This window comes from Achromobacter sp. F4_2707, from assembly GCF_047501535.1.
Taxonomy (GTDB): domain Bacteria; phylum Pseudomonadota; class Gammaproteobacteria; order Burkholderiales; family Burkholderiaceae_B; genus Yanghanlia.
This window is the reverse complement of record NZ_JAZDRJ010000002.1, coordinates 64,599-78,740: the sequence shown is the minus strand read 5'-3', so window position 1 is coordinate 78,740 and position 14,142 is coordinate 64,599. Positions and strand designations below refer to the sequence as shown.

The 14,142-nt window shown below is 57.4% G+C and carries 14 protein-coding genes; all 14 read right to left on the bottom strand.

Going from position 1 to position 14,142, the window contains the following annotated elements; genetic code table 11:
• Positions 1-13: 13 nt before the first annotated feature.
• Entirely contained in the window at positions 14-1,000 is a 987-nt protein-coding gene (locus tag VRY85_RS02330; RefSeq protein ID WP_414596994.1) for an ABC transporter ATP-binding protein, read from the bottom strand.
• Positions 997-2,010: an ABC transporter ATP-binding protein gene (locus tag VRY85_RS02325; RefSeq protein ID WP_414596993.1), complete on the bottom strand. Its 1,014-nt coding sequence runs from the start codon at positions 2,008-2,010 to the stop codon at positions 997-999. Before VRY85_RS02325 ends, VRY85_RS02330 begins: the two co-directional genes overlap by 4 nt.
• Entirely contained in the window at positions 2,007-2,912 is a 906-nt protein-coding gene (locus tag VRY85_RS02320) for an ABC transporter permease (RefSeq protein ID WP_414596992.1), read from the bottom strand. Before VRY85_RS02320 ends, VRY85_RS02325 begins: the two co-directional genes overlap by 4 nt.
• Positions 2,909-3,883 carry an ABC transporter permease gene (locus VRY85_RS02315; protein ID WP_414596991.1) on the bottom strand — a complete coding sequence of 325 codons (975 nt, stop codon included), beginning with the start codon at positions 3,881-3,883 and terminating at the stop codon, positions 2,909-2,911. Before VRY85_RS02315 ends, VRY85_RS02320 begins: the two co-directional genes overlap by 4 nt.
• 43 nt (positions 3,884-3,926) lie before the next feature.
• Entirely contained in the window at positions 3,927-4,688 is a 762-nt protein-coding gene (locus VRY85_RS02310; RefSeq protein ID WP_414596990.1) for an SDR family NAD(P)-dependent oxidoreductase, read from the bottom strand.
• 2 nt (positions 4,689-4,690) lie between these two features.
• On the bottom strand, positions 4,691-5,731 hold the full coding sequence (locus VRY85_RS02305) for a ketopantoate reductase family protein (protein ID WP_414596989.1): 1,041 nt from the start codon (positions 5,729-5,731) through the stop codon (positions 4,691-4,693).
• Positions 5,728-6,429 carry a creatininase family protein gene (locus tag VRY85_RS02300; protein WP_414596988.1) on the bottom strand — a complete coding sequence of 234 codons (702 nt, stop codon included), beginning with the start codon at positions 6,427-6,429 and terminating at the stop codon, positions 5,728-5,730. The genes VRY85_RS02305 and VRY85_RS02300 overlap by 4 nt, the downstream gene beginning before the upstream one ends.
• 10 nt (positions 6,430-6,439) lie before the next feature.
• On the bottom strand, positions 6,440-7,405 hold the full coding sequence (locus VRY85_RS02295; RefSeq protein WP_414596987.1) for an isoaspartyl peptidase/L-asparaginase family protein: 966 nt from the start codon (positions 7,403-7,405) through the stop codon (positions 6,440-6,442).
• 7 nt (positions 7,406-7,412) lie between these two features.
• Positions 7,413-8,357, bottom strand: a complete 945-nt coding sequence (locus VRY85_RS02290; RefSeq protein WP_414596986.1) for a MurR/RpiR family transcriptional regulator — start codon at positions 8,355-8,357, stop codon at positions 7,413-7,415.
• Between the two features lie 202 nt (positions 8,358-8,559).
• A complete protein-coding gene (locus tag VRY85_RS02285) occupies positions 8,560-9,615 on the bottom strand; it encodes a hypothetical protein (protein ID WP_414596985.1) in 1,056 nt (351 codons plus the stop codon).
• Between the two features lie 66 nt (positions 9,616-9,681).
• Positions 9,682-10,830, bottom strand: a complete 1,149-nt coding sequence (locus VRY85_RS02280; RefSeq protein ID WP_414596984.1) for an NAD(P)/FAD-dependent oxidoreductase — start codon at positions 10,828-10,830, stop codon at positions 9,682-9,684.
• A gap of 83 nt (positions 10,831-10,913) precedes the next feature.
• Positions 10,914-11,657, bottom strand: a complete 744-nt coding sequence (gene phbB, locus VRY85_RS02275; RefSeq protein ID WP_414596983.1) for an acetoacetyl-CoA reductase — start codon at positions 11,655-11,657, stop codon at positions 10,914-10,916.
• Between the two features lie 54 nt (positions 11,658-11,711).
• Positions 11,712-13,472 (bottom strand): PHA/PHB synthase family protein, encoded by a 1,761-nt coding sequence (locus tag VRY85_RS02270; RefSeq protein ID WP_414596982.1) that lies wholly within the window; start codon positions 13,470-13,472, stop codon positions 11,712-11,714.
• Positions 13,473-13,775: 303 nt separating this feature from the next.
• Positions 13,776-14,135 (bottom strand): DUF5368 domain-containing protein, encoded by a 360-nt coding sequence (locus tag VRY85_RS02265; protein ID WP_414596981.1) that lies wholly within the window; start codon positions 14,133-14,135, stop codon positions 13,776-13,778.
• Positions 14,136-14,142: the final 7 nt, after the last annotated feature.

Below are 14,142 nucleotides of genomic sequence, written 5' to 3'. Positions count from 1 at the left end.
TGCCTGTGCAGGGTCAGCCGTTCAAGTGGCAAGCGGAGAAGTGCCTGGGGGCGATCTCCTTCAACGTTGGCTCTTCCTCAGCACAACGTGTCATGGCATGGGGGCATCGCGGATGGAACTTGCATCCGCTTGGCGGCTGAAGCGGCGAAGGGATTTCGCCTTTAATTGGAACGAAGGTCTTGCGCCGAGATTGCAGCGTCAGCATATTGCCGAGTAATGCCCGGGTGTAAGGATGATTGGCTTCTAAATAAATCGCGTCGACAGGGGCAACTTCCACGATCTTGCCCAGATACATGATGGCGACCCTGTCGCTAAGGTGCTTCACGACACTTAGGTCGTGGCTAACAAACAGGTAAGTCAGTTGCAAGCGTTCCCGCAATTCCATAAAGAGGTTGAGCACCTGCGCCTGTATGGATACATCCAATGCAGCGACGGCTTCGTCACACACAATGAATTCTGGTTTCATTGCCAAGGCGCGTGCGATACCGATGCGCTGTCGTTGTCCGCCAGAGAACTGATGGGGGTAACGAAATCGATATGACGGGTCAAGACCCGCACTTTCCATCATTTCGCACACATAATCGTCCAAGTTTTCGCGTGAAACTAAGCCGTGGAACAAAGGCCCCTGTCCGATGATTCTTGATATCCTGTGGCGAGGGTTCAGTGACGCATAGGGGTCCTGGAAAATCATTTGTACTTCGGTGATCTGCTTGACTTCCCGATTACCTCGTTGCACTGCAACGGGTTTTCCCCGGTACCTGACGGTGCCAGATGTTGGGGCATGGATGCCTGCCGTGAGGCGAGCCAGAGTGGACTTGCCACAACCAGATTCGCCGACGAGACCCAGTACTTCTCCTCGCGCAATATCTAGGCTGATGCCATTGACGGCATGTACCTGGGGAGCCTGAACTTTAGCGCCCATCAAACGCGCCAGGCGCGCTTCCATTCCCATTGGTAGAGTGAAAACCTTCGTTAGGGAGTCCAGGGAAACAAGGTTCATGCGACCTCCATGGTTTCAGCAGGCTGCCGTTCTGGATGCAAACAGAGCACCTGCTGCCCGTTTGGCCACCGATAAAGCGGCGGCGTGTCCGCGCATTCTGGCGTTGCCTTGAAGCAGCGGCCACGGAACGCACAGCCATCGTCTAGGTTCAAAAGCGACGGAGTCATGCCGGGGATCTGGGCGAGTGGTTCACCGCGCTCTCCTTGCCCCGGCAAGGAACGGATCAGCCCAACGGTGTAGGGGTGTGCCGGGTGATCTAGCACTTGGTCGGTTGTGCCAGTTTCAACAATTTTCCCGGCATACATGACACAAATCCTGTCAGCCAGGCCTGCTACCACCGACAGGTCGTGTGTAATCCAAATCATTGCTACCCCTTCTTCGCGAGCAAGACGCTGGACTTCCGCCAATATCTGACCTTGGATGGTGACGTCTAGGGCGGTGGTGGGCTCATCGGCGATGATCACGTCAGGTCGATGAAGGATTGCGGTCGCGATGGCAACGCGTTGTCGCATGCCTCCCGATAATTCATGGGGGTACGCACGCAGCCTCTCGTCTGGAGCTGGAATACCAGCCTTGACCAATGCCGCACGCGCCCGGGTCAGCGCTTCCTTGCGAGATACTTTTTCATGTACTGTGATAGCTTCAATCATTTGATCGGCGACACGCATCACAGGATTCAAGGTCATCATCGGATCTTGGAAGATCATGGCCATGCGCACCCCGCGTAATTTGCGCAGTTCCGGCTCTTTCATCCCAACTAGTTCGTCGCCAGACAACTGGATGCTGCCTTCTGCGATCCGCCCGGGTGGGTCGATCAGACCCATAATTGAGAAGCCCGTCACGCTCTTACCAGAGCCGGACTCACCCACCAGACCCAGAATCTCGCCACGATGTAGCGTGAAGTCCACACCATTTACCGCTTTGATGCATCCGTGCTCACTATCGAAATGTGTTCGTAGGCCCTCAACTCGCAGGACTTGTGACTCATGTTGGTGATGGATTGGATTCATTTGTTCAACCTCGGATTTAGTACATCGCGCAGTTGGTCGCCGACAAGATTGATGGCTAGCATCAGTATCACAAGAGTGATGCCGGGGTAGATGCTCATCCAATAACGTCCACTCTGCATGTATTCAAAGCCGTTGTAGATCAAGCCCCCTAAAGAGGGCTCAGTCACTGGCAGGCCAACGCCTAGGAAAGAGAGCGTAGCCTCTAGGACGATGGAGCTTGCGATCTGCACAGTGGCCACCACAATCAAAGGCGGCGTCACGTTAGGCAAGAGATGGCCGAACATGATCTTCCGCGTAGGCAGCGGAACGGCAGCAGCGGCTTCGATATACTCTTTTTGCCGCTCAGCGAGCGTGACTCCATGAACGGTGCGGGCAAAATACGCGTACTGAGCGGCCACTAGCGCGGCAATAACCTGAAATTGACCTTGACCAAGCACTGCAACCAGTATCAAGGCGAGCATCAGAGGTGGAAATGAGAGCTGCAGGTCGACGACGCGCATCAACGTGGCTTCTGTGCGCCCACCGAAGTAGCCAGCCAGTAAGCCGATTAGTGAGCCTACGACTAGGGCAAGCAGCCCGCTGGTGAGGCCAATAAAAAGACTCAGGCGCATGCCATAAACGATGGCACTGTAGAGGTCACGGCCGTCAGCGTCCGTGCCAAGTATATGGACATACCCGCCAGAGCCGACCTCGCCGGGTTCGAGGCGAGAATCCATCAGGTCGAGAATCGACTGATCAAACGGGTTCTGCGGCGTGACCCAGGCGGCGAAAACAGACATAAAGACTGCCGTTAGGAGAACGGCGAGCGCTACACAGGCGACCCAGTTCTTTCGATAGCTTTGCCATATCTGGCGCAAGTAACTGTCCCTCGCGGCTGGCGCCCGATGTGTGGTTACGTTCATCGGCGGCTCCCCAGACGGATGCGTGGATCAAGGAAGGAATACATCACATCGACAACGAAGTTAATGACTACGAACATGGCTGCGACAAGGAGGAGGTAGGAGACCACGACGGGTTGATCGAGCGTCCGGATAGAGTCTATGACCAGTTTTCCCGCGCCAGGCCATGAGAAAATGGTTTCTGTCACTACGGAGAACGCCACCATGGCACCGAACTCCATGCCGAGTACTGTCGTGAGCGGGATGAGTATGTTGCGCATCACGTGGTGCGTCAGGATGCGCAGCGGCGGTACTCCCTTGGCGCGTGCGAATTTGACGTAGTCCGAGAGGATCGCTTCGCGCACCCCCGCTCGGGTGAGACGGACGATTAACGCAAGGCGAAACAGCGCAAGATTCAATGCGGGTAGTAGGATGTGATACCAGCCATCCAGCGTGAAGACCGACCATTGCGTGCCCAAAATGGTGACTGTTTCGCCGCGGCCGCCGGAGGAGAACCAGCCTAGTTCAACGGAGAACACCAGGATGAGCATTAGACCCATCCAAAACCCTGGAACGGAAAAAGCCAGGACACTGCCGCTCATGATGAGTTTGGTGAACGTTGAATCGGGCCGATAGCCTGCGTACAGCCCTAGCGGCACACCAACGATGATGGTCATCAGCATGGCGACGATGGCCAACTCCAGAGTGGCTGGTAGGTAGCTCAGGATAAGGCCCAAGGCAGGAACGTTATAGATGAAGGAAAGCCCAAAATCGCCCTGAACGGCGTTACCAAGAAAGTAAAGATATTGTTCCCATAATGGCTTGTCTAACCCATAACGCTCAATGGTGGCTTGGCGTAAAGCTTGGTCAGCCTGAGGGTTAATGAGTATGTCGATAGGGTTGCCGATCGCGTAGACACCAACGAACACTAGCAATGACATGAGGAGCATGACCAGCACGGCTTGCCATGCCCTGACCAAGAAAAAACTTAGCATGACGGCTCACCTTGTCTTCCGCTTGGAATGGAAGCGCGCTTCATTATTTCCCCCCATCGATGACCAGTGTTTGTCCTGTCGTCCAGGCACTGAAATCGGAGGCCAGAAACAACACGGCTGGCGCAATGTCGCTTGCCAACCCCGTCCGACGTAAGGCAATGCCTTGCACGAGAGCATCTTGCCCTGGCTTTCCATAGGCCTCCCATTGCTTTTCTGTAGAGGGGTTGGAACGGACAAAACCGGGAGCGACGCTATTGACGGTGATACCGTGCGGTCCCAGTTCGTGCGCTAATTGACGGGTCAGAGAAATTTGTGCTGCTTTACTCGCAGCATAGGCTTGGATACCGGTTAGGCTGACTCCTAGGCCAGCCATGCTGCTAATCGTGACAATGCGTCCGCGTCCGATGCGCTTCATGCCCGGTGTCACAGCCTGGATACACCAAAACATGCTGTCGCTGTTAACTGCAAAAATTTGGCGCCAGTCTTTCTCTGAAATTTCTTCCAGGGGGCGACCTCGTTGACCGCAGACGCCCCCAGCCACATGGATAAGAACGTCGATATCACCTGCACCCGCGGTGAATTCTCCCACGGCCTCGCGGCTCGTCACGTCAACTACCGCTGTTGTGACGCTGGAATTAGGTGCTTCTGCTAAGCAACGCTGGCGCGTGGCTTCAAGCCTTTCTTCATCAATGTCGCACAGCCAGAGTGTTGCTCCCGCGCTCGCCATTTGTGTGGCGATTTCACGGCCAATGCCTTGGGCTGCTCCGGTGACCATGACGTTGCGCTGATCAAAACTGATTTTCATCGTTAGCCTTCCTGTATCGCGCTACGCAATGTCGCTAGATTGTTCCAATCGCGTTGCATGCCGCCTTCGCACTCATGGATCAATGAGATCAGTTTGGAGGTGAGAGGTGCAGAGATGTGATGTTGTTTAGCGATCTTTACGATGACACCCAATTGTGCATCGACTTCGGTCTTACGGTGACGTATTGCTAAATCACGCCATATGCCGCTATGGGTCTTCGCAGACCGTTTATTGTGGGCCACGAGCGCATCGAGGCTGGCGTGTGCGGCTGTGATGTCCGCGCATTGTGCGTATGCGTCTGGATCAAAACCATCGAACGCTTCCAGTCGGACCCCTTCGTGGTTGGCGATCTCAGCAATTTCTCGTGCCAAGGCAATGAAAACATCTCGGTATTCAGGATTCTCCAGGCATGTCCAGATGGCTTCGTCCGTCAGCGCAGTGGCGTAAAGCATGGCTCCGTAGATCTGCTTGGACCACAGATAACCCCAGATGTTGTTTGTCAGAATTGCTTTGTCATCGAATTTCAGCAGCAAGTTGTGAACGAGGTGAATGCGTTCGGTTGTGCGACCATCGAGCTCGCCCGTTACGACCGCTGCACGACCTCCATAGTGGATGAGGCCGGGGGAAAGATAATCAGCGCCGAAATTGACAAAGCATCCGATAGTGCGTTCATGGCCCAAGAGTTTCGAAATCACGAGTTCATTCAAACCATTCTGAGCTGAAACCACAGCGCCGTCGTCCTTAAGAAACGGACGAATCTGTAGGCATGCCTCCTCGGTATGGTGAGCTTTGACCGCAAGAAAAACCAAGTCGTACTGACCCGAAAGCTCGTCCGGTGAAAAAGCGCGCACCGCTACGCGGCGGGTGACGATGGGGCCTTCAATGCGCAGGCCTTCTTTCTGCATGGCCTGGACGTGATCGTGCGCCTGATCCACAAACGTGACATCGTATCCCTCTGCGACAAAGGCCGCGCCCAGGCAGCCTCCTATGGCGCCCGCGCCCCAAATTAATATTGAAGGGGAAGGCTTGTTGGGAGTCTTCATGCCCAGCCTTTTACTAAGAGTTCACGTGTTTCATTCACGGCTACATCCCACAGTTGCTGCATCTGCGTATCAGACTTTTGGTACGCGCCCCCATAATTCCCATCACCCAGCTTCTCGCGTAGCTCCCGAGGGTGCCATTGACGCAAACGATTTAGATCCACCATGGGCTTGGCGCCCTCTGGCGTGGGGGCATGGGCCAGGCGCGTTATTGGGAAGTTTTCCATCCACGACGCGTGGGAGGCGACAGGGTCTATCTCCTTAACCTTGGCCCATGTGGCCGGAGCGTTCCACCAGTTATGAAATTGAATGCGAAACCCCGTGCGCTGGCTGGCCCATTCCTGAGCCAGCGCAGCGGCTGGCTGGTTGCCACCATGTCCATTGACGATCATGATGCGCCGAAATCCGTGAGTCGCTAGGCTATCGAGCAGGTCTGTCATCAGGTCTAGATAGGTTCTGGTCCGGAGTGAGATCGTGCCTGGGTACTCCATAAAATAGGGCGCCAGACCAAAAGGCACTGCCGGGTAGACGGGGACGCCTAGGGGTTCGGCAGCCTCCACTGCAACCTCCTCCGCCAGGATGGCGTCCACGCATAGACTCAGATAGGCGTGCTGCTCAGTACTTCCGATCGGTAGAACGACTCTGTCATCCTGTTTGAGATATTCTTCTATTTGCTGCCAGTGGCAATCCCGGATCCTCATCTGAACTCCTTTAACGGTAAATAGCGACGTGCAGCCGCCCGTCTGCATGAATACTGCCGCGGTACATGCCTGCCGTATTGAAGGGCATCGTCACATTGCCTTGGGCATCTACCGCCACCAGCCCTCCCAGGCCGCCAAGGGTGGGCTGTTTGTCCATAATGACAAGCCGCGCGGCGTCTTCTAGACTTAAACCCCTGTAACGCATTAAGGCGCAGACGTCATACGCAACAGCACCTCGGATAAAGGTTTCACCTGTGCCGGTGGTGGCCACGGCAGCTGTCGCGTTGTCGGCATAGCAACCGGCTCCGATTACAGCGCTGTCACCCACCCGGCCCGGGCGTTTATTGGTCATGCCACCAGTGGAGTTGGCGGCGGCTAGATTGCCGTGGACATCGCATGCAACGGCTCCGACCGTACCGAACTTGTTGCTGGACACAATGGGGTCGTCTCTCATCATGTCAGCCGCATCGTGGTCCAGAACCAAATGCATGCCGCCTACCCGTTGAACCTCATGGAGTTGAGCAAGGCGCTCGGGCGTGCCGAAATACTCTTGGTCTACCATGTCCAAGCCGCATGCACGCGCGAACTCGTCTGCACTGGCGCCGGCGAGAAATACGTATTGACCTGCGTCCATGACGGCGCGGGCCGCACGGATGGGGTTACGTACATGACGCAACTGAGCTACCGCGCCAGCTTTGAGCGTGCTGCCATCCATGATGGAAGCATCCAACTCGTGCGTGCCTTCGCTCGTGTAGACGGACCCTTTTCCTGCATTGAACAAGGGGCAGTCTTCCAAGTCTCGTACCGCCTGCTCAACCACATCCAGGGCGCTGGCACCTTGGGTGAGTGCCTTCTGACCAGTTAACAGAACGTCTTGCAGCGCTTGTTCGTACTCACGCTCTTTCTCGGGCGTGCTTCGATCGCGATTGACCGCTCCGGCTCCGCCATGGATCGCTAACACTGGGATCACACTCATACCGTTTCTATTCCTTTTTTTTGGACTTTCGGGTGGACGTTACAGGCGTTCGACCAATCGAATCTCGGCTCGCCGTCTCTTTGTCCACATAAAAATAGGGCACTAGTTGTCGGGTCAGCTCTTCTGCCATTTCTAGCGTTTCAGGGTTGCGGTGGGCCATGGCGGCCGTCATTCCTTCGATGAGTGCGAGTGCAGGCACTAGAGAGCCCGACAGGATTTGGTGTTCCGCAGGGACGAACAGTGTGTGGTCGGCCAACGACATCAACGGGGAGCTGGGTCTATCGGTTATTGATAGGTTCGTTGCGCCGCGCTCTTTCGCGAAGCGCATGATGCGCAAAATATCTGCCGAATATCTGGGGAATGAGATAGTCAGAAGAACATCTTGTGTGTCGATTTTCTGCAGGTGATACAACGCCATTTCGGCTCCGCCATGACTGGCTAGTGCATGAATATGTTGGCAATACGGCGCGAATCGAAAGGCGGCAATGTCGGCTAGATACCCGCTAGTTCCCAGACCCAAGCAGAACACGTTGCGGGCGGAGGCCAGGATGCTGATGGCGCGCTCGACATCCAACGGCGTAATCTGGTTGCTGGTTTGCTCTAATGCGTGGGCTGCGCTGCTGACTGATTCGTGAACCACTTCAGCCGGGTTCGAGCCCCTGTCGAGTTTTTGACGAAGCTTCTCAATGGGTTCCAGGGAGGGTTTGAAAATCTGGAAGAGAGCCTGACGAAACTCAGCGTAGCCTGAATAACCTAGTGCGACTGCGAACCGGTTGGCGGTGGCAATGGAAACACCTGTAGCCTCTGCCAGGCTTTCTATTGAGCTCGATGCAACTTCGAAAGCGTTATCCAATACATATAGAGCCAGCCTCCGCTGTGCGCCTGGGAGGCTCGGGGTGATGTTCGCTATCCGTTTGATGACATCAGCATCCAGATACGGTGCAGAAGACATATTGTTCTTCTCGTTTCTTAGGCTATGAAAATATCAATACATTTTCCACCATTTATGAAAATTATTTTTATTGGGGAAAACACGTAGGCTGATTGCCTTGATCTGAAGACAGTTTTGTTGGTGGATAAATGATGGGCGCTCTGGACTTGGCTCGCTAATTAAGATATCGGTGCGTTAAACCAGCGCTGAGCGCCTCACCGCACTAGCGGCGCAGGCTTCTAAACCACCCCAACACGGTGCAAACCATCAATATAAAGCCCAGGTAGCCGAAGAACGGGTACACCGTGCCGACCAATTGGGTGAAGCCGGCCATGCTGCCCAGGAAGGCCAGAAAGCCGGCGATGATGGTGCCTGAACGAAAGCGGGCCGTGCCGGGTTCGAGAATGCGGGCCGAGAATGAATACAGCACGCCCACGGCGGTGTTGAGAATCATGCCGAAAATCGCCACCCCCATGACGACCCCCAAGAAGGGTGAAAGTTGCGTGGCCATCAGCAGCATGGGCATGGGCACGCCGCTGAGCTTTTCGACCTGAGCCAGCATGCCGCCTGCAATCAGCAGCATCAGGGCACCGAGCAACACGCCGCCGACCACCCCGCCCCACAGGGCGGTTTTTCTGTTCATGGCCTGGCCGCCCATGATGACGAGAAACGGCGCGCCCGCCACAATGTTGTAGGACACGTAAAGCAGCGCCGCCATCAGCCAGTTGGCCGCACCGCGCGGTTGGGCGGCTGCGGCGGCTTCAAGCGTTTCGAGGTCCGCATCGCGCCCGATGACGGCGGCGGTGGCAACAATAATCACCAAGAGAATAAGCAGCGGCGTGATCGAACCAATGAAGCCGATGACTTTTCTGATGTCCAGGCAGACGATGGCAACGGCGAGCACTGTGACGGCGGCACTGCCCCACACATGAGACACCCCTGCCAGTTGTTCAAGCAGTGCGCCCGCACCGGCCAGCATGACCACCGTGATGGCAAACATGAAAAAGGTGATCATGGCGTCGACGAACGTGCCCAGCACACGCCCGCAGATCGCGTGCACCACCGTTTTGTGGGAGGTCGCTCCCTGATGCTGCCCCAAGGAGGCCAAGGCCATACCCAAGAAGATGAATAGGGCGCTGCTGATAAGAGCGCCAAGCAGCCCGGCTACGCCGAAGCTGGTGAAAAACTGCATGACTTCCTGGCCGGATGCAAAACCAGCACCGACAACGACGCCGACGAATGCGCCTGCAATCCGGGAAACTTCCTTGAAACTGCTCATCTTGGGGGGCCTTGTTAATAGGGCGGTGCCGGATCAGACATCAGGGCCGGCGCCTTGGGAGGGTCATTATCTCGCAATATCGAACCGGGCGGGGTCCACCGCGGCGGCAGAGACGCCGTGGCGGGTCAGGGTGTCGGGCAGGGGCTGCCGTTGTAGCAAGGTGGCGGCGAGTTCGGATGCACCCGCTGCGGTTTGTATGCCGTAACCGCCTTGGCCGGCTAGCCAGAAGAACTGGGGTGTGTGGGCGTCCCAGCCAATGACGAACTCATCGTCGGGAGCGAAGGAGCGCAGCCCGGCCCAGACATGGCTGGGCCGCCAGATGCGCAAGGAGGTGGCCGATTCGATGCGATAAATCCCGGTGGCGATGTCGAGCTCTTCAGGGGCAACGTCGTGAGGCTGCACCGGGTCGGCGTTGGCGGGCGAGCCCAGCAACATGCCTGCGTCGGGTTTGAAGTAAAAGCTTTCGTCTACGGCTAGAACGGTGGGCCAGTGGCTGATGTCTGTGTTTTCGGGCGGTGCGAATAAAAAGGCGGAGCGGCGCTTGGGCTGTATGCCTAGCGGGGCGGCGCCACAACGTTCAGCAATGATGTCGGCCCAGGCGCCCGCCGCGTTAACCACGGTGCGTGCGTGCAGTGTTTGTTGGGTGGAAGTATGGAGGGTCCACACGCCCTGATTGTATTGAGCGCCTTCCAGGCGGGTGTCCGGCAGGAGCTGAACGCCGTGCTCGCGCATGCCGCGCAGAAAGCCCTGGTGCAGGCCGTGCACATCCATATCGCTGGCAATGGTGTCGAGTATGGCGCCAACGAGCGTGTCAGGCGTCAAGCAGGGCACCCGTTCAATGGCTTGGGCGGGGCTGAGCCGTTGCACTTCCAGCCCTTCATTCAGGTAGGCCTGATAGGCGTCTTCCAGCAGTTTTTCCTGCCCGGCCTGAGCGATATACAGCACGCTGCGGGGTGTAAGAATGGCGTGTTCGGTAAAACCGGGCGGCGGGTTGAGGAAGAAGTCGCGGCTGGCCCGGGTAAGAGCCCGGGTGTGCGGCGTGCCATAGGTTTCCATGAACATGGCCGCTGAGCGCCCGGTAGAGTGGTAGCCCGGCTGAGATTCCTGTTCAAGAACGATGACCGAGGCGCCTGAAAGGCCCAGGCGATAGGCGGCTGACGCCCCCGCCATGCCCGCCCCGATCACGGCAAAGTCGTAGGTTTTTGTTGACTGCATGCTGCACTCCCGTGTGTTTACTGCCTATCAGGAAAGCATAGTGCAGAACCCAGGGCAGGAACAGGGGCGCCGGGCTTGCCGCTTTAGCACATATGCATGCCGCCGTTGACGGCAATGTTGGCGCCGGTAATGTAGCCGGCATCTTCGCAGCACAGGAAGGCAATGGTGGCGGCGACTTCCTCGGGCTTGCCCAGGCGGCCCATGGGGATTTGCGAAACGATCTGCGTTTCGAGGATTTCCGCATCGACAGCGGCAACCATGGAGGTGGCGGCGTAGCCCGGCGATACCGAGTTGACGGTGACGCCTTTACGGGCAACTTCCAGAGCCAGGGCTTTGGTGAACCCTTGAATGCCCGCTTTGGCGGCGGAATAGTTGGTCTGGCCGAACTGCCCTTTGGTGCCGTTGACCGATGAAATATTCACAATACGGCCCCAGCCGCGGGTGGTCATGCCGTCAACAAAAGGCTTGCTCACGTTGTACATGGAATCGAGATTGGTGCGCAGCACGGCATCCCATTTGTCCTTGCCCATTTTGCGGAAAGTGCCGTCGCGAGTGATGCCGGCGTTATTCACCAGAATATCGACTTGATGGCCGTCGGCTTCGATCTGGCGGGCCATTTCTTGGCAGGAGTCGTAATCCGACACATCAACTTCGTAGACCTTGAAGTTGTAGCCTTGGGCCGCCTGGGCTTGCTGCCATTCGTCGGCGCCGCCTGTGCCGACCATGTGAGTGACCAGTACCGTATGGCCTGCGTCATGCAGTTTGCGGGCGGTTGCTTCGCCCAGGCCTGTCGTGCCGCCGGTAATCAGTGCGCAACGTTGAGTCATGGAGTTTCTACCTTGTTACATGTAGTGGGTTAAGGGTTGGGATATGAACGCGTTTCAGCGCTCGTGTACGTAGAGCCCGGGGGCTGCTTCCAGCGGTTTGTAGCCCTTGCGTGCAGCGCCCATGGCGGGGGGCTTGATTGGTGTGCCGGAACGCGCGTTCAGCCACGACAGCCATTCCGGCCACCAGGAACCATCATGCAGTTCGGCGCCGGCCTGCCATTCTTCGGCCAGCGGCACACTGCCGTTGGCGGGGCGCGTGGCCACCTGGTAGCGGCGACGGGAGTTTTCTACCGGGTTCACGATGCCTGCGTTGTGACCGCCGCTGGTCAGTACAAAAGTGATTTCAGCGGGGCTCAGGCTGTGTATTTTGTAGACGGAGCGCCAAGGGGCGACGTGGTCGGTAATGGTGCCGACGCAGAAGGTGGGTGTGGTGAGGTTGAGCAGGGTGACGGGGCTGCCGTGCACCACGTAGCGGCTGGAGGCCAGTTCGTTATTGAGGAAGAGGCGCCGCAGATATTGCGCGTGCATACGCGCTGGCATGCGTGTGGCGTCGGCGTTCCAGGCCATGAGGTCGATCATGTCGCGGCGCTCGCCAATCAGGTAATCCTGCACCATTCTCGACCACAGCAAATCATAGGAGCGCAGCATCTGGAAGGCGCCCGCCATCTGATCGGCACGCAGATAACCGGTTTGGGCCATTTCGGCTTCCAGCATGCTGACCTGGCTTTCGTCAATGAACAGGCTGATTTCGCCGGGCTCGGTGAAGTCGGTCTGGGCGGCCAGCAAGGTGAGAGAGGCCAGGCGGTCGGCTTGGTCGTCGCGCGCCAAGGCCGCAGCGGCGATAGCCAGCAGCGTGCCGCCCAGGCAATAGCCTGTGGCGTGCACGGGTCGTGACGGCACAATGGTCTGGACGGCGTCCAGTGCCGCGGTGAAGCCCTGTTCCAGGTAATCGTCCATGCCCAGGTCACGTTCTTGCGGCCCTGGGTTTTTCCATGAGATGCAAAAGACCGTGTAGCCGTTTTCAACCAGATAGCGCACCAGGGAATTGTGTGGCGACAAATCGAGAATGTAGTACTTCATGATCCAGGCGGGCACCATCAGAATGGGTTCCGGGTGGACCTTTTCGGTTTGCGGCGTGTACTGGATCAGCTCCATGACCGGCGTGCGCAGTACGACCTTGCCTGGGGTGACGGCGACATCGCGGCCTACCTGGAAGTTCTCGGTGCCGGGCTGCGGCTGGCCACCGCGCTGCAAGCGAACATCTTCCATGAAGTTCTGCAAGCCGCGTATCAGGTTGGCACCGCGTTCTTCGATGGTGAGCTTGGTGGTGATGGGGTTGGTGAGCAGCTGGTTGGCGGGTGACAGGGTGTCGGTGAGCTGGCGGGAAATGAAGTTCACGACATCCGCATGGTGCGGATCCACGCCGCGCACATCGCGGGTGGCGGTATCCCACCAGCGCTGGTTCATCAAGAACGCCTGTTGCATGACGTTGTACGGGAACGTTTGCCAGAGCGGGTCTTTGAAGCGGCGGTCTTGTATGGGCGGAACGGGGGAAGGGGTTTCAGATGTCAGCAACTGCTGGTTGGCAGCAACCAGGCTTTCTCGCGTGTAGTTGCTCAACGTATTGGCCTGCTCCATGGCAAGCTGGGTGAGTTCGGTGAGCTTGCCGGGCGAGGTGGCCAGGTGAGAGGCCCAATCCATCCAGGCCAGCGCTACAGATTGTGGCGACAAAGAACCCGAAAGGCGGGCCAGCATGGCTTGCGCCTGCATGTCGAGATCAGTAGTAGGGCGCTTGGTGTCGTCGGGCTTTTGCATGACTTTCTCCTGCAATGCGAGCACAGGCTTTCTGGCCCGCGTGAGCATACGATTGAAACTGACTGTATCGTAATTGCTCTTTATTAAACAATGTAATTGTTGCACTGCAATAACAGCGAGGCAAGTTGAGCCTGTGCCTTCCATGATAAAGGTGCAAGGGGGATATGCGCCAACCTGGCGGCTGGGCCCCTAAGGGTGAGGCCCGGCGAGGTGAGCCTGGAATGCAGTGCAACGGCTCTGATGTTGAAGCGGTCGTTGCAGCCCCGGTCATGGTGACCGGGGCGTTTCAGGGCGAGGCGGGAGTCAGGCGGCGGATTGGCGTACAGCGGAACCGATCCAGCCTAGCAGGGCATAAACAATGACGGTCGTGCCTATGGCGCCTGCGACGAAAACCGCAGCAATGAGTATCCAGTCGGCGGGGCCGGCCGCATCCGTATAGCCGGAGGCCGAGACTTTGGCCATGATAACCAGCGACAGAGCGCCGCCAATCAGGCCGACCGCCTGCGACCATACGAGTCGGCGAGCCAGCATTTTGCGCTCGCGTATCAGCAGGGCCAAGAAAGCCAGCGTGCCCAGGATGATGACTGCCAGCAGCACCCAGAGCAGGGGGCCGAGCATTTCCTGGAAGACGGCGAGCAGAATGAGAGGGTCAAGTTCTTTCATGTGGACT